Annotated in this window: 22 protein-coding genes and 1 riboswitch; of the genes, 4 read left to right on the plus strand and 18 right to left on the minus strand. The window is 63.7% G+C overall.

Features of this window, described 5'->3' with window-relative positions; genetic code table 11:
- The first annotated feature begins 4 nt into the window (after positions 1-4).
- The gene (locus tag AC0L2M_RS11460; protein WP_473535008.1) at positions 5-1,135 is read left to right on the plus strand and encodes an anhydro-N-acetylmuramic acid kinase; all 1,131 of its coding nucleotides are present in this window, start codon (positions 5-7) and stop codon (positions 1,133-1,135) included.
- Here AC0L2M_RS11460 and AC0L2M_RS11465 read toward each other — a convergent pair whose 3' ends face one another.
- Both AC0L2M_RS11465 and AC0L2M_RS11470 read right to left on the minus strand, forming a co-directional pair.
- Positions 1,136-1,561, minus strand: a complete 426-nt coding sequence (locus tag AC0L2M_RS11465) for a GNAT family N-acetyltransferase (protein WP_236370212.1) — start codon at positions 1,559-1,561, stop codon at positions 1,136-1,138.
- Positions 1,562-1,680: 119 nt separating this feature from the next.
- Positions 1,681-2,859: an MFS transporter gene (locus AC0L2M_RS11470; RefSeq protein ID WP_473534892.1), complete on the minus strand. Its 1,179-nt coding sequence runs from the start codon at positions 2,857-2,859 to the stop codon at positions 1,681-1,683.
- Positions 2,860-2,907: 48 nt separating this feature from the next.
- Between AC0L2M_RS11470 and AC0L2M_RS11475 the strand changes: the two genes are divergently transcribed.
- On the plus strand, positions 2,908-3,447 hold the full coding sequence (locus AC0L2M_RS11475) for an Lrp/AsnC family transcriptional regulator (RefSeq protein WP_023800168.1): 540 nt from the start codon (positions 2,908-2,910) through the stop codon (positions 3,445-3,447).
- 71 nt (positions 3,448-3,518) lie between these two features.
- Here AC0L2M_RS11475 and AC0L2M_RS11480 read toward each other — a convergent pair whose 3' ends face one another.
- From AC0L2M_RS11480 to AC0L2M_RS11510, 7 genes are all read right to left on the minus strand, one after another.
- Positions 3,519-4,445 carry a manganese catalase family protein gene (locus AC0L2M_RS11480; RefSeq protein WP_023800167.1) on the minus strand — a complete coding sequence of 309 codons (927 nt, stop codon included), beginning with the start codon at positions 4,443-4,445 and terminating at the stop codon, positions 3,519-3,521.
- Between the two features lie 304 nt (positions 4,446-4,749).
- The gene (locus AC0L2M_RS11485) at positions 4,750-5,586 is read right to left on the minus strand and encodes a GNAT family N-acetyltransferase (RefSeq protein WP_473534893.1); all 837 of its coding nucleotides are present in this window, start codon (positions 5,584-5,586) and stop codon (positions 4,750-4,752) included.
- Positions 5,587-5,590: 4 nt separating this feature from the next.
- Positions 5,591-6,376, minus strand: coding sequence for an aspartate/glutamate racemase family protein (locus tag AC0L2M_RS11490; protein ID WP_473534894.1), 786 nt, complete (start codon positions 6,374-6,376; stop codon positions 5,591-5,593).
- Positions 6,348-7,166: an ABC transporter permease gene (locus AC0L2M_RS11495; protein WP_023800164.1), complete on the minus strand. Its 819-nt coding sequence runs from the start codon at positions 7,164-7,166 to the stop codon at positions 6,348-6,350. Before AC0L2M_RS11495 ends, AC0L2M_RS11490 begins: the two co-directional genes overlap by 29 nt.
- A 4-nt stretch (positions 7,167-7,170) precedes the next feature.
- Positions 7,171-8,055, minus strand: a complete 885-nt coding sequence (locus AC0L2M_RS11500; protein WP_473535009.1) for an ABC transporter permease — start codon at positions 8,053-8,055, stop codon at positions 7,171-7,173.
- Between the two features lie 223 nt (positions 8,056-8,278).
- Positions 8,279-9,568, minus strand: coding sequence for an ABC transporter substrate-binding protein (locus tag AC0L2M_RS11505; RefSeq protein WP_287341357.1), 1,290 nt, complete (start codon positions 9,566-9,568; stop codon positions 8,279-8,281).
- A gap of 33 nt (positions 9,569-9,601) precedes the next feature.
- Complete coding sequence (locus tag AC0L2M_RS11510) at positions 9,602-10,690, minus strand: ABC transporter ATP-binding protein (RefSeq protein WP_473524723.1); 1,089 nt, start codon at positions 10,688-10,690, stop codon at positions 9,602-9,604.
- 260 nt (positions 10,691-10,950) lie between these two features.
- Between AC0L2M_RS11510 and AC0L2M_RS11515 the strand changes: the two genes are divergently transcribed.
- Positions 10,951-11,664, plus strand: a complete 714-nt coding sequence (locus tag AC0L2M_RS11515) for a GntR family transcriptional regulator (protein WP_473534895.1) — start codon at positions 10,951-10,953, stop codon at positions 11,662-11,664.
- Between the two features lie 157 nt (positions 11,665-11,821).
- Here AC0L2M_RS11515 and AC0L2M_RS11520 read toward each other — a convergent pair whose 3' ends face one another.
- From AC0L2M_RS11520 to AC0L2M_RS11560, 9 genes are all read right to left on the minus strand, one after another.
- Positions 11,822-12,424: a HupE/UreJ family protein gene (locus AC0L2M_RS11520; RefSeq protein WP_473534896.1), complete on the minus strand. Its 603-nt coding sequence runs from the start codon at positions 12,422-12,424 to the stop codon at positions 11,822-11,824.
- A 37-nt stretch (positions 12,425-12,461) separates the two neighbouring features.
- The gene (locus tag AC0L2M_RS11525) at positions 12,462-12,995 is read right to left on the minus strand and encodes a hypothetical protein (protein ID WP_128171905.1); all 534 of its coding nucleotides are present in this window, start codon (positions 12,993-12,995) and stop codon (positions 12,462-12,464) included.
- A 2-nt stretch (positions 12,996-12,997) separates the two neighbouring features.
- The gene (locus AC0L2M_RS11530) at positions 12,998-14,206 is read right to left on the minus strand and encodes an agmatinase family protein (protein ID WP_473534897.1); all 1,209 of its coding nucleotides are present in this window, start codon (positions 14,204-14,206) and stop codon (positions 12,998-13,000) included.
- A 12-nt stretch (positions 14,207-14,218) separates the two neighbouring features.
- Positions 14,219-15,028 (minus strand): ATP-binding cassette domain-containing protein, encoded by an 810-nt coding sequence (locus AC0L2M_RS11535; protein ID WP_287171725.1) that lies wholly within the window; start codon positions 15,026-15,028, stop codon positions 14,219-14,221.
- Positions 15,025-15,837 (minus strand): ABC transporter permease, encoded by an 813-nt coding sequence (locus AC0L2M_RS11540; RefSeq protein WP_128171902.1) that lies wholly within the window; start codon positions 15,835-15,837, stop codon positions 15,025-15,027. The genes AC0L2M_RS11535 and AC0L2M_RS11540 overlap by 4 nt, the downstream gene beginning before the upstream one ends.
- Positions 15,838-15,942: 105 nt before the next feature.
- Complete coding sequence (locus AC0L2M_RS11545; protein ID WP_473534898.1) at positions 15,943-17,007, minus strand: putative urea ABC transporter substrate-binding protein; 1,065 nt, start codon at positions 17,005-17,007, stop codon at positions 15,943-15,945.
- A 99-nt stretch (positions 17,008-17,106) separates the two neighbouring features.
- A riboswitch (guanidine-I (ykkC/yxkD leader) is annotated at positions 17,107-17,221 on the minus strand.
- A gap of 326 nt (positions 17,222-17,547) precedes the next feature.
- Positions 17,548-20,712: a hypothetical protein gene (locus AC0L2M_RS11550; protein WP_473534899.1), complete on the minus strand. Its 3,165-nt coding sequence runs from the start codon at positions 20,710-20,712 to the stop codon at positions 17,548-17,550.
- A gap of 300 nt (positions 20,713-21,012) precedes the next feature.
- Positions 21,013-22,620 (minus strand): hypothetical protein, encoded by a 1,608-nt coding sequence (locus AC0L2M_RS11555; RefSeq protein WP_473534900.1) that lies wholly within the window; start codon positions 22,618-22,620, stop codon positions 21,013-21,015.
- Positions 22,621-23,076: 456 nt separating this feature from the next.
- Positions 23,077-23,763: a GntR family transcriptional regulator gene (locus AC0L2M_RS11560; RefSeq protein ID WP_473534901.1), complete on the minus strand. Its 687-nt coding sequence runs from the start codon at positions 23,761-23,763 to the stop codon at positions 23,077-23,079.
- A 268-nt stretch (positions 23,764-24,031) separates the two neighbouring features.
- Between AC0L2M_RS11560 and AC0L2M_RS11565 the strand changes: the two genes are divergently transcribed.
- Complete coding sequence (locus AC0L2M_RS11565; RefSeq protein WP_473534902.1) at positions 24,032-25,159, plus strand: BMP family ABC transporter substrate-binding protein; 1,128 nt, start codon at positions 24,032-24,034, stop codon at positions 25,157-25,159.
- Positions 25,160-25,179: the final 20 nt, after the last annotated feature.

Raw genomic sequence — 25,179 nt, forward strand, 5'->3', positions numbered from 1 at the left:
AATGATGATTGCGAAAAGTGGCGAACCAATCTGGGCCGTCGGGTTGATGACCGGCACCGTGCTGGACGGCAATATCGATGTTGCGCTGATCAAGACCGACGGCGAGCGGATCGCGGATTTCGGCACCTACACACTGGCGCCCTACCCCGGATCGATCCGGACGCTGCTGGAGGAGACGCTGGATCAGGCCAGGGCGTGGAATTTTGCCGGACCGGAACCGGCGATCTTTCGCGAAGCCGAAGAAGCGCTGACGCGCGCCCAGTCGGCAGCCGTCAGGGATCTGGTCGAAAGCTACGGGCTGACGATGGCCGATATTGGCGTCGTCGGCTTCCATGGCCAGACCGTGCTGCATCGCGCCCCGCAAACCGGCCGGCTCGGCCAGACCCGCCAGCTCGGCGATGGGGCTTTGATGCATGCCATACTGGGGACCAAGGTCGCCTATGATTTCCGTTCGGCCGACATGCGCGCCGGCGGGCAGGGGGCGCCGCTGTCGGCCGCCTATCACGCCGCGCTGCTGCGCGATGCCGATATCAGCGGCGACACGGCGGTGCTCAATCTCGGCGGCGTCGCCAACATCACCTGGTGGGACGGCAAGGACAATGTCGTCGCCTTCGACACCGGACCGGCCAATGCGCCGCTTAACGATTTCATCAAGGCGAAAGGGCTGGGCGACATGGATCGCGACGGCGCGCTGGCGCGGACCGGCACCGTCGACGAAGACCGGCTGGCCAAGCTCCTGCAGCATCCCTACCTGGCCAAGCCCTATCCAAAGTCGCTTGACCGGTTCGATTTCGGCGCAGCCATGGCGGACGGGATGAACGCTGAGGATGGTGCCGCACTGCTGACGGCCTTCACCGCTGCGGCCGTCGGCAAGGCGCTCGACCTCCTGCCGCACCGGCCGAAGCGGCTGGTGGTCAGCGGCGGCGGCCGCCACAACCCGACGATCATGGCCATGCTCGCCAGCCGCGCCGGCGTCGAAGCGGTGCCGGCGGAGGCGCTCGGCTGGAAGGGTGACGCGGTCGAGGCGGAGTGCTTTGCCTTCCTGGCGGTTCGCGTGCTCAGGGGCCTGCCGATCAGTTTTCCGACCACCACCGGTGTGCCGCAGCCGATGCGCGGCGGACGCCTTGCCGGCTGATCAAGCCAGCAGTTTCTTCTGCAGGAAGACGCGGCTGCGACCGGCGGGAAAATCGGGAAGCACGCCGAACGGCCGATATCCCTGACGCTCATAGGCCTTGGCCGCCTGGGGATTGAAGGTGTCGATCAAGGCGCCATGACAGCCGCGTGCGACGGCCTCCTGTTCGGCTGCGTCCAGCATCCTGCCGGCCATGCGCTGGCCGCGCAGCCGCTCATCAACCCACAGCCACTGCACATAGAGCCAGCCCCAGGCGGTGTATCCCGAGATGCCGCCGACAACCGCTCGGTGCTCATCGCGCACGAACACGGCGAGCACCTTCCTGTTGGCCGGACCGACTTCGCTGTCGTTGAACGCGCTGAGCCGCTCCCCGAGAAAAGCGAGTTCTTTCGGCGAAGGGTCGGCGGTGGTTTCAAGCGTCATGTTCATCGCTTGTCCAGACAGGCTCACAGCCGGATACCCGTATACAGAGCTTTGTGGCACTTTCATTTTGCATTTATCGAAGGAAAGGCGGGGAGCGCAAGCGCTGCCGCCGCGTGGCTCCGCGACTACACGGGCCGCGGCGAATGCCACGCCGCCGCCGCAGCGGCAACCAGCATGAGCAGCGCGGCGACCATTGCCGATGCCGCAAAGCCGAAGCTGGAATAGAGCGGTCCGAAGGCGGTGGTGCCGACAAACACCGCGAGATAGGTCACTGCGCTGTTCAGGCCCATGATCGTGCCGCGCCGCGCCGGATCGAGCGCCGAGAGGCGCATCACCAGGACGTTCAGCCCGAAATGATTGGCAAGGCCCCAGAGCGCGACCATCGCGATGGTCAGATGGAAACTACTGCCTGCCGCGGCCAGCGCGACATAGACGGCCGCGACGAGGAGATAGGCGAACGGCATGACACGTCGCGCGCCAAGCCGATCGATCACGCCGTCAAGCAGTGCCGCCATGCCAAAGCCGGCGCCATAAGCGAGCGCCGCCAAGCCGTTGGCGCTGACCGGCCGTCCCAAGCCATTGTGAAGGTGATCGCCAAGATACCCATAGACGCCGTAGAATGCGGTCATGAAGGCGCCGCAGGCGACCAGGAGCGGCACTATGCCGGGAACGGCCAAGGCGCCGAGCGGCGTCGGCGCCGGGCCGCTTTTCCTGACATCGCTCAACGACGTCAGCGTAAGGCCGGTCAACGCGAGCGCCGCAAGCACCGCAACCGCTGCGAAAACGGCGCGCCAATGCACCAGATCGGCAAGCACCGCCGACAATGAGACGCCGGCGACCATGCTCAGGGTCCATCCGGTCAGCACGACACCGATAGTTCCACTTTCGCGGCCAGGCGGCGCGATCGCAGCGGCGCTGGCGTAGATTGCCGGCATGGCGATACCGGCGGCGATGCCGGCGAGAAGCTGGGCTGCAACCAGCGTCGTTACCGTCGGCGCGGCGGCGCTGGCGAGAAGCGCGACCGCCAGCAGCAGCAACGCCCCTTGCAGCATGGGGCGGGCGCCGAGCCGATCGATATGGCGGGCCAGGAACAGGGCGCTTGCCGACGTTCCAAGCCCGAACGCAGCGGACGCGATCATGACGGCCGGCACGCTCGTCGCAAACGATGCGGCCACCGCCGGCGCTATCGGACCGAGAACCAGCGAGTTCGAGCCGATCACCGCGATGCATCCGGTCAAGAGATAGGCGAGCGCCGGGATAGGCGGCCTTGCCGTGAATGTTGCGACTTGATCACTGTTCGACATATGGCAATAATCGCCGTATTAAATTCTGTATCAATAAGGAATTTCACCATGGATGAAGAAACAGATGGCATTCTGCAGAACAGGCCTGCTGCCCGCGATGTCGACGCAACCGACCGAAAGATATTAGGCGTTCTGGTCGACGACGCCACGGTCAGCTATGCCGAGCTCGGTGATCGTGTCGGCCTGTCGCCGCCGGCCGCGCATGAACGGGTGAAGCGGCTTCGGCGCAGCGGCGCCATCCGCAACACCGCGGCAATCATCGATCCCAAGGCGGTGGGCAAGCCGTTGCTCGCTTTCGTCCACATCGACACCAAGGGTTGGGGAAAGACCCCCGAACTGATGGCGATTTCCGAGCATCCCGAAGTCGAGGAGATTCATTCGGTGGCCGGCGACACATGCATGCTGATCAAGGTCCGCACCGAGGACACAAGGGCGCTAGAAGGCCTGCTGTCGCGTCTTTACGAAACGCCCGGCGTGACCTCGACGCGAAGCTATGTGGTTCTGTCGACCTATCTCGAGCGGCCGGTGCAGCCCGGGATCACGACGGAATGGCCGGCACCCCGGCACATGGCCAAGCCATTGTATTAGCCGGAGCGCGCGACCGGCTGGATGAGGGAGGTTAGCGGGCTTCGACAAGCTCGCTAACCGCTCGAGGTTCGCTACCGAGACGCCTTGTAAAGCTTGGTAGCAATCTCGTACATTTCCTCAGGCGCGTAGTCCGGTGTGAAAGCTGACGGCTCTCCCACCAACTCCTGGATCTTTCCGCCCTCTGGCATTCCCTCGACCACCTCCAATTCACCTGGAGGATCGTCCGGGAGGGCCATTTCGCCATTGCCCCAGATGCCGGCTATTTCACGGTAATCTTCGGGGCTGAATGTATAAAGGCGTCGGTGCGAGCCTTCCTCAAGATATTTCTGGCTCTCCGGTATGTTGGCCAGCGGAATGTTGGGCGTCGGAAGCATCTTCTCGATTTCGACACCCGTTATCTGTTTGAGCGCGAGGGCATAGGCATGGGCGTGCACCGATCCCCTTACCAGCAGATATCCGCAGACCTCCCGTCCGGTTGGGTCCGACAAGGTTTCGTAGACCCGCAGTTTGTGAAGGCGGGCTCCGCATTCGAGATGGAAATTGTGGAGGAGGTCGAAAATGACGTTGCCGGTCGTTGTAACGAAATCCTTGTTCCAGCTCAGGCCGTTTGAATCGATCGGCACGGCGCCACCACCATGCGACAAAAATCCGGCAGCCAGCCTCGCGTCCTTCATCATTTCGAACGGCGCGCCGGTGATATCTGTCGGACCTACCGTGTCAGCGCCGGGTTCATCAGGGCCGTTCGCAAGCATCGACACCCCGTTGCTGACCAATTCGACATGGCCAAGCTCTTCGGCGGTTATGGCCGCAACCAGGCTGTAGAACGGCCTCAACTTGCTCTTCGATCGGAAATTGAAGCTTTGGAAGAGGTAGTTACCGAGTGTGGACATTTCTCCGTATTTTCCGCCAAGCAACTCCTGGAGCGCTGAAGCGGCATTGACATCCTGTTGGGCCGGTGCCGGTAATTCGATCTGAAGCTTGTCGACGCGCAAGAACATGGCCTATCTCCGTTAGAGGAGCTGACCTAACAGCACTTCGACGGTATTGTTCCCGCCTCTCAGAAGAGTATTTCTCCCGTCGACCGGCTTCTATCCCAAATTGATGCGTTGGCGCGACTGGAACGCTGCACATCGAGGCGTGCGAACGTTTTAGCGCATGCGGAAACTTGGCGGCGCCTTCATCCCTTTCGGAGATGACTACACGACCGACTGGATGAGGCAGGCTAGCTGACCCCGCCGCAGGTAACATTGAATACCGTTGCGTGGGCAGCCGGCACTGCGCACAAAAATCTGATGCCTGCCCTCAGCCAAGCTCCAGGGTCGTTATCGCAAAGACCCCGGACTGCATGAGCTGCGGCGCGCGCCCCCTGTACATTCGGGCAGTCTCGAAACCTGGTTGAAGACCGGCGGACGACAACAGACCTGCAAAACTGCCACTGGGCTCGGGAACATCGAGATGGACGTTTTCGGGACCCGACATGAGCGCGAGGGCCGCGAACAGGCGGCTTGCCGCGTCCAGGCTATTGGCAAAGAGCGGGCCGATCTTGCAACCGTCCCGGCAGCGGCGCGCGACGCCGTAGCCCGCCATGGCGCCATCCCTGACGATCGCAAGCGCGATGTGCGGCGGGCGCAGCCAGTGTTTTAGGAAGGATCGCCGCGGAGCGGGAAAGAACCGGCTGTCGTAGTCCAGAACGTCAGCCATGAGTTCCGCGCCTATGACGCAAATGTCGCTGTCGGCAGCTGCCGGAGCGTTCGGCGTGCCGACGAAGCGGATCGTCCGGTAGACCGGCGCAAAACCCATGCTGCGGTAATTGGCCTGCTGTTCGACGACACCATCGAGGCCGACCGTACGGTCGCCGAGCCGCGCCATGCCGGCATCCCAGACCGCCTTGCCATGGCCCTCACCGCGCCTGTCCGGCCGACAGATGTAGAGACCGATGAAGCCGAAATCGTCGCCATAGGCGACGGCCGAAATACCGGCCACCATCTCGCCATCGACAAAGGCGCCGATGAAGCCCTCTGGATCCGCCGCATGGAACGCCACGGCATCGCCAACACCGGGATTCCAGCCCTCCGCTGCCGCCCAGTCGACAAGGATTTTTACGTCTTCAAGTGCGAGCGTTCTGATCGTTCGGCGCATTGCCTCACTCGGCGGCTACGGTACCGGGGGCGAAGGACTTCAATGCGCCAAGATAGGGCTTTGCCAGCGGGTTTGCATAGGCGCCACGCTTGGACGTCGACAGGCCAAGCGCGATCAGTGCCTCGGCCTGCTTGACCGCGGCGCCGACGCCGTCGACGATCGGAACGCCGAACTCCCGCCGCAGCGCGGCGGCGAGATCGGCCATGCCGGCACAGCCAAGCACGATGGCCTCGGCGCGATCCTCGTCGAGCGCGCGCGCGATCTCGCCGCGCAGCTTCAGGATCGCATCAGAGGTTGGGTCTTCGAGCGCAAGAACCGGAATGTCGGCAGCGCGCACGCGTGCCCGTCCTGCCATGCCATAGCGCTGCACCAGCGCTTCGACCGGCACGCGCGAGCGCTCGGTCGTGGTGACGACGGTGAAGCGCTGGGCGATGAACGAGGCCGCGCTGAGCGCTGCCTCGCAGATGCCGATGACCGGAATGTTGGCCATGGCGCGCGCCGCATCCAGCCCAGTGTCGTCGAAACAGGCGACGATCGCAGCCAGCGCGCCCGAGCGCTCGCCGGCGGCGATCTCGACCAGAAGGCCCGGCACGGCAAGCGCCTCGTCATAGTAGCCTTCGATCGAAACCGGACCCATCGTCGAGGTGACGGCGACGATGTCCGTTCCGGCGGCGGCGACGAGCCGCGCCGCCGCTGCAATGGTTTCGGTCATGCTGGCGGTGGTGTTCGGATTGACGACGAGGATCTGCACTGCGGTTCTCTCAAGCTCGCGGCCGACGGCCGCCGACATAGGCGATTGCGCCGAGCGTCGCCAAAATCACCAGGAAGGAAAATACCGTGGTCACGGTGCCCAGCGCATAGAGCACTGGCGTCGTCACATTCGTCGTCATGCCGTAGATTTCGAGCGGCAGCGTGTTGAACGTGCCCGAGGTCATCAGGGTGCGGGCGAACTCGTCATAGGACAGGGTGAAACCGAACAGGCCGACACCGATCAGGCTGGGCGCGATCATCGGCAGCACGACATGCGCGAAGGTCTGCCAGGAGGTCGCGCCTAAGTCCCGCGCGGCTTCCTCATAGGCCGGCGAAAACCGGTTGAAGACCGCGAACATGATCAGCACGCCGAAAGGCAAGGTCCAGGTCAGATGGGCACCAAAAGCAGAGGTGTACCAGGCGGGACGAAAGCCGATCTGCTGGAAGACGACGCCGATGCCGAGCGAGATGATGATCGACGGCACGACCAGGCTGGCGACTGCCAGATAGAACAATGCGGTGGCGCCGCGAAATTTTTGCCGAAAGGCAAGACCGGCAAGCAGCGACACGCCGACGGTGACGATCATCACCATCAGGCCAAGAATAAAGGAGCGTTTGAAGCTGCCGCCGAAATCACCGACCGCCTGGCGTTCGAACAGATTGGCGAACCAGTGCAGCGAAACGCCGTTCAGCGGAAAGGTCAGCCCGCCATTCTCGCCCTGGAAGGACAGGATCAGGATCGCCGAGAGCGGGCCGTAGAGAAACAGCACGAAAAGGGCGAAGAATGCCGCCAGCACGTAGAATTCAAGGGTGCGCTTGTCCCGGCTCATCGCCTCACAGTTCCTTGCGGATGTCGACGATGCGCAGGATGCCGGCGACCATCAGCAGCACCAGCACCAGCAGCACGACCGCGTTGGCGGCCGCTGCCGGATATTGCAGCAGCGACATCTGGTTCTTCATCATCAGCGCGACGGATGCGCTCTGTCCGCCGGACATCACCTGCACCGTCGAAAAGTCGGCCATCACCAGCGTGACGACGAAGATGGTGCCGATCGCCATGCCGGGCTTGGCAAGCGGGATGACAACGTTCCACAACACCTGCCAGCCAGACGCGCCGGCATCGCGCGCGGCCTCGAGCAGCGACTTGTCGATGCGCATCAGCGTGTTGAAGATCGGCGTCACCATGAACAGCGTGTAGAGATGCACCATGGCCAGCACCACGGCGAATTCGGAATAGAGCAGCCATTCGATCGGCTTCGGGATCAGCCCGATCTCAACCAGCGTCGAGTTGACCAGGCCGTTGCGGCCAAGCACCGGAATCCACGAGATCATGCGGATGATGTTGGAGGTCAGGAACGGCACCGTGCAGACCAGGAACAGCACCATCTGCATGGCGGTGGTCCTGACATAGAAGGCTAGGAAATAGGCGACCCAGAAGCCGACGAACAGCGTCAGTGCCCAGACGATACCAGCGTATTTCAGCGTGTTCAGATAGGTTTTCCAGGTCACCCAGGAGCCGAGCGTGTCGGCGTAGTTGATGGTCAGGAAATCCGGATACATCGCAGCGAAATCGTAATCCCAGAAGGAGACCACGGCGATCATCAGGATCGGCAGCAAAAGGAATGCGCCAAGGATCAGCGCCAGCGGCGCCGCCTGGAGGTAGGGGACGAAGCGGGCGACCGAGACGCGGCGGCGTTTGGCCGGTTTGGCCTTGATCATTCCAGGACGTTCGAGCACTGCTGTCATCAATATCTCGGTAGGCTGCGAGGCGGCCGGAGCTGCGTCCCTTCTCCCCTTGTGGGAGAAGGTGGATTGGCGCGCAGCGGCAAGACGGATGAGGGGTGTTGGAAGAAACTCAGCGTTGGCGATCCGTCCAACACCCCTCATCCGACCGAGCTTCGCTCGGCCACCTTCTCCCACAAGGGGAGAAGGCAAGAAGGCACTACGCCGCGATGAATTCGTTCCAGCGCCTCACCATGTAGCGGTCCTCGTCCATGACCGAGTTCCAGCAGGCGACCTTGCCCATGCGCTCGACGAAGGAGCCGCCGTCACGCACCGCGCCTGCCTTCTCCATGATCTTGCCGTCCGGCGCCATGATATCGCCCTTGGCCGGCTTGCCGTCGACCCAGTAGCCCCATTCGTCCTCGGACATGAACTGCTTGGCTGTGTCCATGGCGGCCGAGTAATAGCCCTGGCGGTTGAGGTAGGCGCCGACCCAGCCGGACAGGTACCAGTTGATGTATTCGTAAGCGGCGTCGAGCTCGGCGCCCTTAAGGTGCGCCGCCAGGCCAAGGCCGCCGCCCCACGAGCGATAGCCTTCCTTGAGCGGCTGGTACTTGCAGGCGATGCCCTTGGAGCGCACCGCAGCGACGGCCGGAGACCACATCGACTGGATGACCACTTCGCCCGATGCCATCAAATTGACGCTCTCGTCGAACGATTTCCAGAAGGCACGGAACTGGCCGTCCTGCTTGGCCTTGATCAGGAAGTCGATCGTCTTGTCGATCTCCTCCTTGGTCATGTTGCCCTTGTCGGCGTATTTGACGTTGCCCATGGCTTCCATGATCATCGCCGCATCCATGATGCCGATCGACGGGATATTGAGGATGGCGGCCTTGCCCTTGAAGGCCGGATCCATGATGTCGGCCCAGGTGGTGATCTCGCGGCCGACGAGGTCGGGGCGGATGCCGAGCGTATCGGCATTGTAGATGGTCGGAACCATCGTCATCCACTGCGTCGGCTGCTTGGCGAAGGTCTTGGCGTCCTGCGCCTCGACGAAGCCGACGGTATGGGGCGCGGTGCCCTGGGCGATGACGCTGTCGGGCGTCAGCTTGCCGGTGATGAACAGCGGTACGATCTTGTCATAATATTTCAGCTTCTTGACATCCATCGGCTGCATCACGCCGGACGGATAGACCTTCTTGGCGATCCAGTATTCGATGTCGGCGATGTCGTAGCTGTCCGGCTGGGTCACCGCGCGCTGGGCGGCGGCGTCGGAATCGGTCGCGGTCATTTCCAGCGTGATGCCGAGGTCGGCCTTGCACTTGTCGGCAATGGCGTTGAGGTTCGACACGCCGGTGCCGAACTGGCGCAGGGTGATCGGGTTCTGCGCCCAGATCGTCGGAAACCCGGTGATGGCACCCGAACCGGCGGCAAGACCGACGGCGGCAGCACCGGTCTTGAGCAGCGAGCGGCGGGAAATTCCTGTCTTGTTGTCGGTGGTGTTGGTCATGTCAGTTCCCCTGTTTTGATTGATGGTTCTGGTTCAGGAATCGAGACGACCAAGGACGATCGCGTCCTCGGCGTCCCAGGCGATCGGCACCGCGTCGCCGACGGCGACCGGCTTGGCGAAGAAGCTGGTGTCGTCGACGATGACGGTAAAATCCTCAATGCCGGCGCCATTGACCGAGAGTTTTACGGTCGAGCCGCGGTATTCGACGTTGGAAGCGATGCCAGTGAAGCCGAGCCCGGTGGCCAGTGGGTCGCCGATCCGCACATGGTCGGTGCGAATGGCGATATCGATCGGCTCGCCGATCGCCCTGCCCTGCCCGCTGGCCGCAAGCGAGGCCCCACCCGGCACATCGAAGACAACCATGCCGTCGCGGCTGCCGCTGACGCGGCCGGAGACGACGTTGTGATCGCCCATGAAGCGGGCTACGAACGCGGTGGCCGGCCGCTCGAAGACGATGCGCGGATGCGCCGCCTGCTCGATACGGCCGTCATTCATGACCACGATCAGGTCGGCGAGCGCCATCGCCTCCTCCTGGCTGTGGGTGACGTGGACGAAAGTGATGCCGAGCGACGTCTGCAGCTTCTTCAGTTCCGCCCGCATGCGGATCTTCAGGAATGGATCGAGTGCCGACAGCGGCTCGTCGAGCAGCAGCGCTTCGGGGTCGGTGATCAGCGCGCGGGCCAGAGCGACGCGTTGCTGCTGTCCGCCCGAAAGCTGCGCCGGGCGGCGGCCGGCGTAGCCCTCCATCTGCATCAGCTTCAGCATATCGAGCGCCCTGGCGCGGCGCTCTTCCTTGCCGACGCCCTTCATCTTGAGGCTGAACGCAACATTGTCGATCAGGTCGAGATGCGGAAACAGCGCGTAGGACTGGAACATCATGGCGGTGCCGCGCCTGGCCGGCGGCAGGTCGGTGACCACCGTGTTGCCGAGACGCACGTCGCCGCTCGATATGGTTTCGTGCCCGGCAATCATGCGCAGCGTCGAGGTCTTGCCGCAGCCGGACGGCCCGAGCAGGCAGCAATAGGTTCCCGCGGGGATTTTCAAGCTGATGTCTTCGACGGCAGTCGTCGCGCCATAGATCTTCGAAACGGACACGATGTCGATTTCGGCGGCTTTGGACATCCGGCTTCCTCTCTAAATCAACTTAAGCAAAGCATCATGCATGCCAACTGCCCTAGATCGGCCTCAAACGTTTGATTCCTTGGGAAAATCAGAATTGCCTCCGGCTGCCCTTCGAAACGGCATGCCTGAGAATGCACAAATTATAGGCGATCGCCAGCGATTCTCGCAAAAATCGTATGCAATCTTTTTCGGCATCGTATTCACTTTGTCCCTCGTGCAAGCGACCCGATTCAGGGTAGAAAGGTGCAGGGACGACCATCATGAATATAGCCGACCAGACTTTCCCTGCTGTCGACAGTGCCAACGAGGATCGCGCCCAGGCGATCCGCGACCAGTTGCGCGACGCGATCGTCGACCGCCGGCTGGCGCCCGGAACCAAGCTGTCGGAAGGCGAGGTCGGCACTTTATTCGATGTCAGCCGCACCGTGGCGCGCGCGGCGCTGCAGATGCTCTCCTTCGAAGGCCTGGTGCGGACCGAGCGCAATCGTGGCGCCTTCGTCGCCAACCCGTCGCCGGAGGAAGCGCGTCAGGTCTTTGCTTCGCGCCGGCTCATCGAGCCCGGCATAGCGATTGCCGCAGCCGGGCGGATGACGCCGGACCATGTCGCTGCCTTCAAGGCGCAGCTGGATGAAGAGGGCCGCTTCATTGCCGAACGCGGACCAAATGCAAGACGCTCGGAAATCAAGGCTTCGGGCGATTTTCACCTGCTGCTGGCTTCGGTTGCCGGAAACGCCATCCTCCAGCGCTTCATGGAAGAACTGGTGGCGCGGTCATCGCTGGTGATCGCGCTCTACGGCCGCTCGGGCCTCTCGAGCTGCGGCCATAGCGAACACATGAATATCCTGGAGGCGCTGGAAAATGGCAATTCCGAACGCGCCAGCGCCCTGATGCTGCACCACATCGACCATATCGAGGCCGACCTCGATCTGCGTGTCAGGAGCGGTCCGGCGCTCAGGCAGGCGCTCGAGTTCTGACGCTCATTTCGACCGGAGGGACGCGAATACCGCGCCCCTCAAAGCCGTTGGGCTCGGACCTTCAGGATCTGGTACAGCAAATCGCGGACGCGCCGCAGCCTCATCGACCACTTCTGGCTCATCTGCTTTCCAGTTCTGTTCGCCGACTGCCTATGTCTCAAAAAGCTTGGGCCGCCATGGCCATTCCAACCAGCGAGGTGGCGATTCCAGCGGTGCGGACCGTCGTCGGCCAACGAGCCAGCTTGACAGCGGACAGAATGCCGATTGCATGCGGCATCGACGTGGCGAGCATGAAGCCAGCGGCGTAGGCGATGCCGCCGGCGCTCTCGGGACTCTCAATGCCGTGGGCGTTGCCGTGGAAGAGGCCGAACAGGGCCGTCAGTGCCGCCGCGGCGGCCAGCGGCAGCGGCTTGGCGAGGCCGACCATCGCGCCGAAGACCACAAGCGACAGCGCGATGCCGGTTTCAAGCGAAGGCAGGCCGATGCCGGCCATGCCGAGCAAGGCCCCTGCGACCATGGCCGAGACAAAGAACAGCGGCACAAGGACAATGCTGCGCCCGCCGGCACGGGCGCCGATCATGCCGACTGCAACCATTGCGAGCAGATGATCCATGCCGAACAGCGGATGTTCGAGGCCGGCGAAAAAGCCGTGGACGTGAGCGCCGCCGCTATGGGCAAACGCCAGCGACGGTGTGACGGCGGCGAGAGCTGAAAGGATGCCAAGTCTTGCAAATATCTTCATGCTTGCCAAAGTTTTCATGGTTGCACCTGTTTGATGAGAATGACGGGTTCTGGTTTCAGTGCCCGGGAACGGGGAATTGCGAAGCGGCGGAACGGTCTGCTAGGGAGCGCGCGGCGGCGAAGCCGAGCGGCTTTTGCTCGCTGCCATCGTGATAGATGAAAGCGAGGCGGCGGCGGTGCGATGTCAGGCGCGCCGGCAGCGGGTGATAGGCGACGCCGGTGCCGCCGACGAGCGGCATGACCGCGCCGACGTCGACCAGATCCTCAGTCTCGACGCGCAAGAGATGAAGCCGCACGCCGTCGGCCCTCTCGCCGACAAAGGGTATGCCGGCCAGACGCAGAAAGCTGGATGGGTCCGGCGCCCGCGCAAAGCCTTCGAGGAAGGCGGTTTCGACCAGGTCGAGATCGACCGATGCGGGATCAACCGGCAGCTCGTGAGCCTGCTCCGGCAGATGCGGCGTCTGCCATTGCAGCGGCTTGCCAGCGGGCCCATTGTGGCCGGGGGCGTGCGGATGGTCATGATGACCGTTCGGCCCGTGATGATTGTGGCCGCCGTCGTGGCCATGACTGTGGTGATGATCGTCGTGCATGGTCAAAAACTCACCGGTTTGTCGATGATCGATTTGTGCTTGCCGAGATTGCCGTGCGCGACCATCGAGCCCAGCGCCTCGACGACGACGCGCACGCCGAACAGCGCGGTGATGTCCGACGTGTCGTAGGGCGGCGAGACCTCGACCACTTCCAGGCCGCAAATGCCGGGAGCCGTCACCAGCCCAAGCAGCTTCAGCGCCTCGCGCGGCAGGAAGCCGCCCGGCTCAGGCCAGCCCGTGCCGGGCACGAAACCGCAATCGAGGCTGTCGACGTCGAAAGAGATGTAGACGGCGTCGGTGTCCTTCCATGCGAGCTCGAGCGCGATTTCCGCCGCCTTCTCAAGCCCCATCTGCTCGATGTCGGCAATGGTCAGCACGTTGGTGCCGCGTTTTCTCGCCTCGGCGACGCCGTAGCGCGGGACCTGCCAGCCGCCGATGCCGAGCTGCACGAGATTGGTCGCCGAGACGTTCGGCAGGTTGGTCGCCCAGTACCAGGGCGTGGTGTGCATGCGCTCGTCGAGATCCTTTTCCTGGATGTCGATATGGCGGTCGAAATGGATGATGCCGATGCGCTTCGAGGTCACATCGGCGATGCCGCGCACGCAAGGGAAACCGATCGAGTGGTCGCCGCCCAGCATGATCGGAAGCGCGCCGGACGAAGCGACATGGCTGACGCCCTTGGTGATCTGGTCGAAGCTCTTTTCCAGGTTGGCGGGAATGGTGAAGACGTCGCCGGCGTCGCACAGCATCATCTGCTCGCGCAAATCGACGCCGAGCTCGTAATTGTACGGCGTGTACAGCGCCGAGATGCGGCGAATGCCTTGCGGCCCGAAGCGGGTTCCCGGCCGGTAAGTGGTGCCGCTGTCGAAAGGAATGCCGATGACGGCAGCATCATATTTGCCGACGTCGCGGACGTTCTCGACATAGGGCGCCTTGAGAAAGGTGTTGATGCCGGCGAAATGCGGCAGCTCGCCGCGCGCGAATGTCGGGATCGACTTGTCGACGATCGACTCCGACCCTGGCAGGCCCATGTCGAGCGCCCATTGCTGCTCCTTGCGCCAGCCGCTTTCCGGCAGCTTGCCCTCGGCCTCGATAGATTTCCAGCCCTGCGTGCCGCGGGCGTCGAAATCGGGGTGGTGAAAACGCTCCCTGGCCGCCCGGGCGACGAGCCCTGCCCGGCGGTGGCTGCGTTCGGGGATATCTCTGGACATTCAAACTCTCCGTTACGACGCCGTCGTCGCCGTTGCTGTATCCGGCCGGGTCGTCCCGACCATCGCGGCCACCTTGGCCAAGTGATGAGAGGAAGCCCGGGTCTTGCGATCGAGCTTCAAATCGTAGGTGATCGTCGCGCCGTAAGCCGACGGGAACTGCGGATCGTGGCGCACCTTGTCGAAGACCAGCACACGGGTGCCGAGCTTGAAGGCCTCGCCGATATCGTGGGTGACCATCACCACCGTCATGCCATGCTCGGTCCAGAGCTCGGTCAGCAGGTCGTGCATCTCGACGCGGATGCCCGGATCGAGCGCCCCGAACGGCTCGTCGAGAAGCAGGATCTGCGGCCGGCCGAGCAAGGTCTGCGCAATCGCCAGCCGCTGCTGCATGCCGCCGGAGAGCGATGCCGGATAGAGGTCGCGCGCATGGGCGAGGCCAACCCGCGCCAGCATGGCCTCGGCCTGTTGCCTGGCGTTTCTGCGCCTGGCGCCGAAGACGCGGCCAAACGGCCCGCCCGAGCGAAAGTCTTCGACCAGCAGCAGGTTCTGGATGGCGGTCAGATGCGGAAACACCGAATAGCGCTGAAAGACGATGCCGCGCTGCGGCGTCGGCTCGGGCACGATCGGACCATCGCCGACGATGACGACGCCGCTGCTCTGCTGCTCCTGGCCGAGCAGAATGCGCAGGAACGTCGATTTTCCGCAGCCGCTGGCGCCGACCAGCGACAGGAATTCGCCGGCTTCGGCGGTGACGTTGACCCGCTCGAGCACGCGGGCATCGCCATAACTCTTTTCCAGCCCGTGAACGACGATGCGGATCATCTGGCCTCCACCGGATGTGCCCAAGGGGAGATTGCCCGCGACAGCCGCACCAGCAGCCAGTCGGTGATCACGGCAAGCAGCGTGATCCAGGCGACATAGGGCAGGATGACGTCCATCGAGAGATAGCGGCGGACGAGGAAGATGCGGTAACCCAGCCCTTCGGTCGAGGCGATGGCTTCGGCGGCGATCAGGAACAGCCAGGCCGGCCCGAGTGCCAGCCGCACGCAAGTGATGAGGCGCGGCATGATCTGCGGCAGCACCAGCCGCAAGACCGTGGTCCAGCTGTTGCCGCCAAGCGTTTGCGCCTTGGCCACCAGTTCTGGTGGCAACTCCATCACCCGGTTGGCGATGTCGCGCACCATCACCGGCGCGACGCCGACGGCGATCAGCGTGATCTTGGCCGTTTCGCCGAGGCCGAGCGCGATGAACAGGATCGGCAGCAGCGCCAGCGGAGGGATGACGCAAACGACGGTGACGAAGGGCAGCAGGAACGCCCGCACCCGCGGGATGAAGCCGATGGCAATGCCGAGCGAAAGCGCGGCGACCGTGGCAACGCCCACGCCCGCGAACAGCCTGAGGAGACTGGCATAGGTGTCGACCCACAGGATGAGGTCGCCCGAGCGCTTGTCCGGCACCGTGGCAAGGTCAAGAAAGGCCGACCACATCTGTACCGGCGAAGGCAGCAGCTTGTCGCTGGGATTGACCGCCAGTCGTTGCGCCGAAGCGATCAGATAGGCGATCGCCACGAACAGGAACGGCAAGCCGCCGAGGAACAAGGCGCCGCCGCGCGAAACCTTCGCATTGATCATGCGAAGGCGCACCCTCGGCTTTGGCCGGGAAGGGCGCGTGGTGCCCTCACCGCCCGTCGCGGAGGCTTCATCCCTGGCACTCATTCCCTTGGCCAGCATGTCGGGTCAGGGCGTTGCGGTTGCCGCCTCGGCCATGAACGCTGGATCGAAACGCAGCTTGACGTTCTTGGCGTCGCCCAGCGTCGATCCGTCGGCAAAGCTCATGCCGACGACGTCGACGCTCGTCGCATTGGTGCCGAGAATGCCGTGGCTGAACAGGAAGTTGCGGACCAGATCCATCGTCTTCGGCAATTCGCTGCCTTCGGTAAACTCGACCGCCTTGGCGGGGTCGAAGAACATTGCCGTCGAGGCAAGCTGCGCGTCGAAGCCGGCGAGGTCGGTGCCGGACGCCTTGGCCATCTCCTCCTTGGCTGCCTTGCCTTCCGGCGTGTCGGAGATCATCAGGTCCATCACCTCGTACCACGCACCGACAAGCGCCTTGCCCAATGCCGGATTGTCCTTCAGCGTCTCGGTGTTGACGACCATCATGTCGATGATCTCACCGGGAACCTGCGCGGAATCGAAAACCTTGTGCGCACCCGGCATGGCGACGATCTCGGAAACCAGCGGGTTCCAGGTAACGACCGAGGTGACGTCGCTGGTGCCGTAGGCGGCGACCATGTCGGCGTCGGACGTGTTGACGACGGTGATGTCCTTCTCGGCGAGCTTGACCGTGTCCAGTGCCCGCGCCAGCAGGTAATGCGAGACGGAGAGCTCGACGAGATTGACCTTCTGGCCGGCAATGTCGGCGAGCGCGGCCTTGTCCTTGAGGATCACCGCATCGTTGCCGTTGGAGAAGTCGCCGATGATCAAGGCGGTGGTGTCAACGCCGCCGCCTGCGGGGATCGACAGCGCGTCCATGTTGGTCATCGAACAGCCGTCGAAACCGCCGGCGGTGTACTGGTTGATGCTTTCGACATAGTCGTTGATGCGGGTGATCTCGACATTGATGCCGTTTTTGTCGGCCCATTTCTTCATGATGCCGCTGTCGGAGAGATAGCCCCACGGCATCCAGCCGACATAGATCGACCAGCATATCTTGAAGTCTTTCTTGGGCGCCGCGTCGGCGGCGGAAGCGATGGGAAGGCCGAGTGATGCGGCTAGGATGATTGCGGCCAGCTTGCGAAGCATTGCGTACCCCTGTTCGCGATCCGGATTGCGACCGGATTTAATGTTGGGGTTTGCGAGCGCGCATCCGGGAGAGGTTCGCGCCAGCAAACCCGTGCAGGGTTCTCCCGGGATTTTGGCCCGCCGTGTTCCGCCGGATGCCTCAGTGCATCCCTGGCGGTCGCATCTCTTGGACCAGCACCGCTGTGTTGCGGCCGGAACCCTAGACGCTCTGCACATCACCAACGAAGCAAGGAGCATGCCAATGCCGAACAGGCCAAAAGGCCGGCATTTGTGGAGCTGTGAGGCATCGAGCATTCGCGCGAGTGACGCGAAAATCATCGCATCGCCGACGGATTGGGCAGTTTGCCTGATTGCTGCTAGTGGTCACCTCACGTCATTCCCCCAAAACACACGGCCCCGAGATTTGCTTGGTTTTCTCGTCCAGTTTGTGCGGGACTGGACTTGATGCCATTAGCAACTCCCCGTCCCTGCCCCCTACACCCGGGTCCTCTCTGGGAGGCATACGGGCGCCGGATCCACCCGTGAGCGGACAGCCCGCTCCTACCTGCTCTTTTGCTCGATGCAATACGCCTTGTTCTGCTCGAACAATCGTTGGTCCGGATACCGCGCGAGGCCCTTGTCGTAGATCGCAATCGCCCCATCCCAGTCCTTCTTGTCTATGAACCTCCTCGCCCACCGGTCATACGCGAACACTGCGAGTCTCTCCACGTCCGCCTCCCCTTCCGCCAGGTCCTTCAGCCTCTCGATCACAGCGAGCGCCTCCTCGTGTTTGTTGTCCCGCACGAGAGCGTTCACATTGTTGTTCAGGTAGTTCTTCGACGATCGCGCCACGTCCTGCAGGCCCGGGAACCTCTGCTTCAACGCTCGCAGAACCTCCACGGCCTTGTCCGACCCCTGCCCAGCGGCCACTTCCTTCGCCCATTCTTGCGCGAACCACCCGATGTTCCCCTGAAGCTTTTCCATCGCGGGGAACCGCCCGAGACCCGCCTCGTAGACGTCTGCCGCCTTCTCCCACTGGCCGTCCTGCATGTAACGCTTGGCCCAGCCGTCGTACGCCGCGAAGTAGAGCTCCTGCGCCTCGTTTCCCGGCAGGAACTCCTTCCCTTGGTCCACGGCCGCGAGCGCGGCCTCGAACTTCCCGTTTCCAATCGAGTCATGGACTACACGGGCCACCCCTTGGCCGCCGGACTTCCCGATGGACTCGACTCGAGGGAACTTCGCCGCGAGGGCCTTCGCGACCGCGGCGGCCGCCGGGGCTCCGCCCTTCGTGTAGGCGGCTTTCGTCCACTCCTGGCCCAGGTACGCGACGTTCTGCTTGAGCATGCCCGCCTCTGGATATCGCGCGAGCGCCTTCAGGTACACGTCCGCGGCCTCCTCCCACGCGCCGGCCTCCATGCGGTTCCTCGCCCAGAAGTCGTACACGTACAGGTACGTCTGCTCCGCGTCGCTATCCTCCAGCAGCTGCCGCCCCTTCTCCAAGGCCGCGAGCGCCTCCTCGTACTTCCCCTCCTCGACGCGCGCGTTTACGGCCCGTTGCAGTTCATTCCCGCCACTCTTCGACAGGCCCGTCAGCCCCGGAAACCGCTCCGCCATCGACTTCATCACCTCGGCCGCCGCGTTCGCGCCGCCCTTCGCGTAGGCGGCTTTCGTCCACTCCTGCGCAAGATACGCCACGTTGCCCTTGAACAGCCCCTCGCCCGGGTACGCCGCCAACCCCTTCACGTACACATCCGCCGCCATTTCCCACCGACCGTCCTTCATGTGGCGTTTCGCCCAGTCGTCGTAGACGTAAAGCGACGCCTCGCGGACGCCCGCTGTGTCTTTCATCAAATCCTTGGCCCCCTGGATCGCCGCGAGCGCCTCCTCGAACTTCCCCGCGTCGGCCAACCCGAACGCCATCCGGCGTACGTGGCTGTCCGCCGCCGAAGTCACGTGCTCGTTGCCGGGGAAGCGCGCCACGAAACCGCGCAGTGCCCCAAGGGCCCTCGCCTCACCCTCCTTCTTGGCCAGCGCGGCGGACCACTCCTGCCCGAAGTAGCCGAGCCACTTCTCGAGCTCCTTGCGCGGCTCGCCCGCGAGCGCCTCGAAGCCCGGCACGGCCGCCGCGAGCGCGTCCTCCCACCGGCCCTCCCGCATCCGTATGTCCGCCGGCCGGATGTACACGAGCGATTGCATCCCCTCGAACCCCCCGCTGGGCACCGCGGCGGCCGCTCGCTCGAGGATGGCGAGCGCCTCGGACGGCTTGCCGGCGTCCACCGCGCTGAGCGCCCACTGGCTCCAAACAGCCGAGTGGTTATTGACGAGCGCCGCGTCCTTCGGCGCCAGCGCGAGGCCGGTCGTCACGACTTCCAGGGCCTCCTGGAACTTGCCGTCGCGCGAAAGCTCCGCTCCCCAGTTCGCGAGCACGGCCAGCGCGTTCTTCACCGCCGAGCCGAACTCGGGGTCGAGGCTCATCGCCCGGAAATTCGCCACGAGCGCCTCGTGGTAGCGCTTCGCCTCCGAGAGCAACACGCCCTGGTTGTAGTAGATGATCGCCGCCAGCCCCGCCTCCTGGACCTCTCGGCGCTGGTCGCGGTGCGCGTCGGGGATGTAGCGGAAGCCCGTCATCTGCTCGAACTTGGCGATGGCGGCCTTGTCCCTAGCGGGGTTGAACCCCTTGGCGTTCGTTGTCTCCACGTCCATGTGCCGCGTGCCGTCGTAGAGGATCGAGAACGCGTGGTCGGGCACCTCGATCGCGCGCACGTCCAGCCCGAGCCGCAGCGCGAGCACGTTGTAGAGCACGGCGGACGACACGCAATTGAACGTACCCGTGTCGAAGATCACCGCGAGGCCGGTCTGGCGCGCCACGTAGCCCTTCGAAATCGGGCCCTTGTGGAGCCACTCGAGGAGCGCCTCGCCCTTGGCCGCGGGAGTGCGCGTGTTCGCCACCGCCGCGCGGGCCTGCTGCTCCAACGCGTCCAGGCGCTTCAGGTACTCCTCCCTTTTCCCCGCGTCGACCACGCCCGACGCCAGCAGCGCGGCCTCGGCGAACTCCACGGGCGTCAAGCGCCCCGCCTTCGCCTTCGCGAACATCGCCTTCTCGTCGTCAGAGACCGCCAACTTGAGCGATGTCGTCTTCTCGAGGCGCGTGAGCACGTCCAAGGCCTTCGCCGGAGACTCGGCGAACGCGTAGTGGCTCTTCGGCTCACCCTCCCGACCGATGACCTCCACTTCCGCCGCCGCTACCTTGCGCGCCCCGGGCTGCGGCGCGAGCCGCACGATGATCCAGCGCGCCGCGGTGGTGGGGAACTCGAACGTCTGCGGCTTGCCCTCCGCCGCAAGCGGGTCAGTGCGAAGGGACCGGAACCCGGCGTGCGCCGACGCCGTCGAGACGAGGATCTCCACGCGAGCTGCCGCGCTGCCCGAGCCCTCCGGCAGCGTGACCCTGATCCCCTCCGGCGCCACAACGCCTCCACCGAACGTGAACGTGACGTCCAGCGGTGTGGCTTCCGTCGCGTTGATCTCCGCGACCGTCTTCGCGTCGCCGTCTGTCAACCGCGCGATCGCAGTCACGTCGGCGGGAGAAGTGGTCGATTCGACCTTCGCCGACGTGAGCCGCAGGTTCAACGGTCCTTCGTCGAGGGCGAACCCAGCCCGCGCCTCCAGGAGAATCGCGGCCACGGTGAGGCCGACGAGCGCAGTTGACCGAAGCGACTTCCACTTCATGGCCTATCCTCCACATGGCTCACACCCTCCGGGATTCCTTGCGGGATTGTCCCCATCGTCAGAAGCGCAAGCCGACATTGGCCGGAACCAGTACTTGTGACAGTCGTCGGACCTTCCCGAGCTCATCTTATGCCGGATATCGGACTTTCGGGTGAGCCAGCCGTGCTGACCCTACTAAAAAGTCGGTCGTGAACAATAAGCGGGTTTCACCCGCACGATTCAGCCTGCAGATTCGACGCTCTCCATGGCCTGCTCGGCGTGACCGTTGTCATCACCCGATGAGAGATTACTGACCGCAGCTCATGGCATCACACGGTCCAATTCCGTCCCGTCGGCGAGCCAGGTGAGCCGGCCGCCGCGCATTCCGTGCTCCACCCGTATTTCCAGCATCACCTGCCCCTCCGGCGGCCGAACCCAGGTATTCCCGCGCGAAAACGTCAACCTGGATATGTAGCCATCGGGCAGGCTCATAGTCTCGAACGTGCGCGAGACGAGGTCGAAAATCACTTCCGTGCTGTAGCCATCGAGCGTATCCAGCGTGAACCATGTCCCGTCCACCCCGTCATGGCGTCCACCTCCAATGGACGACACGGAGATTTCGTGCGCGGTGATGCTGAATTCCCGCCACAGCGTCGGGTCGCCCCCGTCGACGGCATGAGCCCTGCCGCCTTGCGGATCGAGCACGATCTCGCGGAAGGGATGGCTGACCGGAAAGGTGGAAACGAGCCGGTCGATCACGTCGCGTAGGTTGGCGGGCGTCCACCAATCCACCGACGGGCGTCGGCCGGGGGGAAGGATAACCCGAAGAATCTCGCCGGCAGGGCTTGCTACGACCTGCCATGCCTCGCCCTCGGTCCGGGTGATCCAGTTTCCCTGCTTCGCAGGATCGCCGACGGTGAGCGTCCAGACAAGCTGTGGCGTGCCGATGCTGGTGATCGGACGGTTCGCCACTATCTTCAGCACCCGCATGCCGGGCTCGTTCACCTTCTCCAGCGCCGCCGCCTTGAGCGCGGGCAGCATTGCGAAGTCGATATCGGTGAAGGCGAACACATCCTCGGTCGGCGGCCGCATCGTGGCAGGCATCTCTATGACCGGCGCGTTCACGCTGAGGCCGTTCAGCGTCCAGCGCATGCCCGTCGTCTGGCTGCGGCTCTGCGGGTCCATGTAGCTCACGTCGATGTCTCGCGGCTCGATCTCGACCCGAAGGATGCTGCGGTGGGTGCCGAAGAAGGCGAGATCCTGCGCCGCCATCGGCAGATGCCAGTCATCCCGCGCCATGTCGAGGCCGCGGGCGCGAAAGGTGCCCGAGACATCGGCTGTGTGGATGCTGCCGTCCATGTTGAGGTAAACGTAGGAGCTTTCGCGCCCGGTGTTCCAGTGGACCATGATCCGCGCCTCGCCCACGCGGGTGCCGCCCACGAGCAGGAGTTGCCGCTCGATCCGAATGGACTGCGGAAGTGCTGGCTCTTCAAGCATGGCGCGGGGCGAGATCCGGTCGATCAGTGCGGGCAGGTCGTCGAGCGGCAGGCCTTCGAGTGGAAAAAGGACGGTTGTCGGGTCGAGCGTCGCGACGAGCGGCTGGGCGATCTCCGGGCCGCGGATCTGCGTCGTCATGCCCATGATCAAGCCGCGGCCGCGTATCCAGGTCCACTTGTCGAGATGATGGGGGCGCGCGCCCTGCACATGCACGGTCATCTCGGAGCCCCGGATATCCACCAGCGCGACCCGCGGCTCGCGCCCGATGCGCTCGGCGATGGCTTTCAACGCCTCGGCGGCAAGGCCAGGAGTGTCGAACAGCGGGGTCGGAGCGGGGCGGTTCTGGGCGCTGGCGGGATGCGCGCCGAGAAGAAGGATGAAAAACAGGGCGACAAGCCGATGGAAAAACCTGGCGTGCATCTGCTCCGGCATCGGTACTTTCCATTGCCTGATCCCAGCGTGGAGCTTAGCGCCTGTGGGGTTTGTTGACAACGACGGCAGCTCAAAACCCTGTGGTCGCCGCTGGCTTCGAGCATGGCCGCCGCCGATTCGAGATCGAAGACGGGCTCACGTTGGGGACCGATATTGACCACGTGGCATTCCACTACTCGTGAAGTTGCAAGTGACGCGCACGCTCGGTCGACCCGGCAATCACCTGCCAGGTGATCTTCACCGGCGAATGGTCGCTGGCGGTCAAGGAGGCGGAGGCCATTAATGCACTGGTCGATCAGGGTGTTAGGCGACGGATGTCCGCTCCTGGATGGCGGCCACAATCAGTCCAACGACCGACATCAGGCGCGAAGCGGCCATTCGCTACACGCAAGACATAGGTCGCCTCGGGGTCAAAACGGTATTCCGTTTCGGGTACCACGCGTCAGGTTTTGTCCACTAGGAAGACATCCCGATCGAATCCACCGCCGGTTTCATCGGGTCGACCGCGGCAAAGACGGCGCTCGCCTCGCTGACGGTGGAGACGTGATCCTTGGCTGCTTGCCCTGCGGCGGCGCCGTCACCGCGCATGATTGCGGTAACGATGACGTCATGCTCCTGCCAGGATTTGGCCAGGCGCCCCGGCAGCATGAATTGCGCGCGCCGGAACGGCGCCAGCCGGCTGCGTGTCATGACGGTCAGTTCATAGATGTGCTTGCTGTGCGCGCCGCGATAGAGCCGAGTGTGGAACTCGGTGTTGAAATACTCGTAGTCCTCCTCCGCACCCAATTGCACGAGGCGCGCCGATGCCTGGTGCTCGGATTCGAGCGCGCGGCGTTCGCCGGCGGTCATGCGCTCGGCCGAGAACCGTGCGCAGATCGCTTCAAGCTCGGCCATGCTCTCGAACATCGAGGCAAGATGCTCCTGCGTCACCACGGCGACGGTCGCGCCGCGGTTGGGCCGCCTTTCGACCAACCCCATGGCGCTCAGCCGGCCAAGCGCCTCCCTGACGGGGGTGCGCGACACATCGAAACGGGCAGCGAGCGAAGCCTCGTCGAGCTTTTCTCCGGGGCGCAGGAAGCCTGTGACGATCCGGTCACCGATCGCCCTCACCATCTGATCGACGGTCGTGCCCGACCTGATCAAGCTGCGCTTCCCCGACAATTCTCCTCCGTCCAGTCTTTTTCGTTTCGACTCGGGCGCCCCTCTATGCCTTTATTTTAATCTGGCTGTCAAACTGGCTAATTGAAAGGCAAAAAGTGTATGCAATTGCCTTTCGCTTGAGCACGGCTAATCAGCCCGCCAACTGATTTAATTGGATAAAATCCAGCCTTTAAACTGGCACGGCGATTGCATGCACTTTTACGAGAAGGGGATTAATCGACCCGGAAAGGGTCCAACAGGGAGCATTCACATGACCGAGAGATTCATACTTAGCCGCCGCGAGCTGCTCAAGACCTCCGCCGCCGGAGCGGCGCTCGGCCTGGCCTCGGCGTCATTCCCGATCAGCAGGGCGTTCGCCGCTGCCGTCACTGTCGGCTTCATCTATGTCGGACCGAAGGACGACTACGGCTATAACCAGGCGCATGCCGAGGGTGCCGCCACATTGAAGGCCATCGAGGGCATCTCCGTGGTCGAGGAGGAGAACGTCCCCGAAACGGTCGATGTCCAGAAGTCGATGGAATCGATGATCAACCTCGACGGCGCCTCGCTGATCTTCCCGACCTCGTTCGGCTATTTCGATCCGCACATGCTGGCCATGTGCGCGAAATTCCCCGACGTGCAGTTCCGCCATTGCGGCGGCATGTGGAACAAGGACAAGCATCCGATGAATGCCGGTTCCTATTTCGGCTATATCGGCATGGGCCAGTATCTCAACGGCGTCGCCGCCGGCCACGCCACCAAGACCAAGAAGATCGGATTCGTCGCGGCAAAGCCCATTCCGCAGGTCCTGCTCAACATCAATTCCTTCCTGCTCGGCGCACGCTCGGTCGACCCGGCCATCACCTGCCAGGTGATCTTCACCGGCGAATGGTCGCTGGCAGTCAAGGAGGCGGAAGCCACCAATGCACTGGTCGATCAGGGTGCCGACGTCATCACCTGCCATGTCGACAGCCCGAAAGTGGTGGTCGAAACGGCGGCGGGACGCGGCGCCCTCATCTGCGGCTACCATGCCAATCAGAGCCCGCTGGCGCCGGAAAAATATCTGACCGGCGCGGAATGGAACTGGGCGAAGGTCTACAAGATGTTCGTCGACGACCTCGTGGCCGGCAAGCCGCTGCCCAATTTCACGCGCGGCGGACTGGCCGACGGCTTCGTCAAGATGAGCCCGCTCGGCCCCGCCGTCAGCGAGGCGGCGCGCGCACAGTTCGACGGCACGCTCGCCGAAATGATGAAGGGCGGCTTTTCGGTGATCAAGGGGCCGTTGAAGAACAACAAGGGCGACGTCGTCGCAACCGAGGGCCAGACCTTCGTCGAAGCCGCGATCGAGCTGGAAAGCATGGACTATCTCGTCGAGGGTGTCGTCGGCTCGACCGCTTGAGCATGGATCGGAGACGGGGG

Source organism: Mesorhizobium sp. WSM4806 (genome assembly GCF_055811635.1).

What these genes read in the sequence shown, in the direction of transcription:
- AC0L2M_RS11460 (WP_473535008.1), top strand. Translation starts at nt 5, where the DNA reads ATGATTGCGAAAAGTGGCGAACCAATCTGGGCCGTCGGGTTGATGACC.
- AC0L2M_RS11465 (WP_236370212.1), bottom strand. Translation starts at nt 1,561, where the DNA reads ATGAACATGACGCTTGAAACCACCGCCGACCCTTCGCCGAAAGAACTC.
- AC0L2M_RS11470 (WP_473534892.1), bottom strand. Translation starts at nt 2,859, where the DNA reads ATGTCGAACAGTGATCAAGTCGCAACATTCACGGCAAGGCCGCCTATC.
- AC0L2M_RS11475 (WP_023800168.1), top strand. Translation starts at nt 2,908, where the DNA reads ATGGATGAAGAAACAGATGGCATTCTGCAGAACAGGCCTGCTGCCCGC.
- AC0L2M_RS11480 (WP_023800167.1), bottom strand. Translation starts at nt 4,445, where the DNA reads ATGTTCTTGCGCGTCGACAAGCTTCAGATCGAATTACCGGCACCGGCC.
- AC0L2M_RS11485 (WP_473534893.1), bottom strand. Translation starts at nt 5,586, where the DNA reads ATGCGCCGAACGATCAGAACGCTCGCACTTGAAGACGTAAAAATCCTT.
- AC0L2M_RS11490 (WP_473534894.1), bottom strand. Translation starts at nt 6,376, where the DNA reads ATGTCGGCGGCCGTCGGCCGCGAGCTTGAGAGAACCGCAGTGCAGATC.
- AC0L2M_RS11495 (WP_023800164.1), bottom strand. Translation starts at nt 7,166, where the DNA reads ATGAGCCGGGACAAGCGCACCCTTGAATTCTACGTGCTGGCGGCATTC.
- AC0L2M_RS11500 (WP_473535009.1), bottom strand. Translation starts at nt 8,055, where the DNA reads ATGATCAAGGCCAAACCGGCCAAACGCCGCCGCGTCTCGGTCGCCCGC.
- AC0L2M_RS11505 (WP_287341357.1), bottom strand. Translation starts at nt 9,568, where the DNA reads ATGACCAACACCACCGACAACAAGACAGGAATTTCCCGCCGCTCGCTG.
- AC0L2M_RS11510 (WP_473524723.1), bottom strand. Translation starts at nt 10,690, where the DNA reads ATGTCCAAAGCCGCCGAAATCGACATCGTGTCCGTTTCGAAGATCTAT.
- AC0L2M_RS11515 (WP_473534895.1), top strand. Translation starts at nt 10,951, where the DNA reads ATGAATATAGCCGACCAGACTTTCCCTGCTGTCGACAGTGCCAACGAG.
- AC0L2M_RS11520 (WP_473534896.1), bottom strand. Translation starts at nt 12,424, where the DNA reads ATGAAAACTTTGGCAAGCATGAAGATATTTGCAAGACTTGGCATCCTT.
- AC0L2M_RS11525 (WP_128171905.1), bottom strand. Translation starts at nt 12,995, where the DNA reads ATGCACGACGATCATCACCACAGTCATGGCCACGACGGCGGCCACAAT.
- AC0L2M_RS11530 (WP_473534897.1), bottom strand. Translation starts at nt 14,206, where the DNA reads ATGTCCAGAGATATCCCCGAACGCAGCCACCGCCGGGCAGGGCTCGTC.
- AC0L2M_RS11535 (WP_287171725.1), bottom strand. Translation starts at nt 15,028, where the DNA reads ATGATCCGCATCGTCGTTCACGGGCTGGAAAAGAGTTATGGCGATGCC.
- AC0L2M_RS11540 (WP_128171902.1), bottom strand. Translation starts at nt 15,837, where the DNA reads ATGATCAATGCGAAGGTTTCGCGCGGCGGCGCCTTGTTCCTCGGCGGC.
- AC0L2M_RS11545 (WP_473534898.1), bottom strand. Translation starts at nt 17,007, where the DNA reads ATGCTTCGCAAGCTGGCCGCAATCATCCTAGCCGCATCACTCGGCCTT.
- AC0L2M_RS11550 (WP_473534899.1), bottom strand. Translation starts at nt 20,712, where the DNA reads ATGAAGTGGAAGTCGCTTCGGTCAACTGCGCTCGTCGGCCTCACCGTG.
- AC0L2M_RS11555 (WP_473534900.1), bottom strand. Translation starts at nt 22,620, where the DNA reads ATGCCGGAGCAGATGCACGCCAGGTTTTTCCATCGGCTTGTCGCCCTG.
- AC0L2M_RS11565 (WP_473534902.1), top strand. Translation starts at nt 24,032, where the DNA reads ATGACCGAGAGATTCATACTTAGCCGCCGCGAGCTGCTCAAGACCTCC.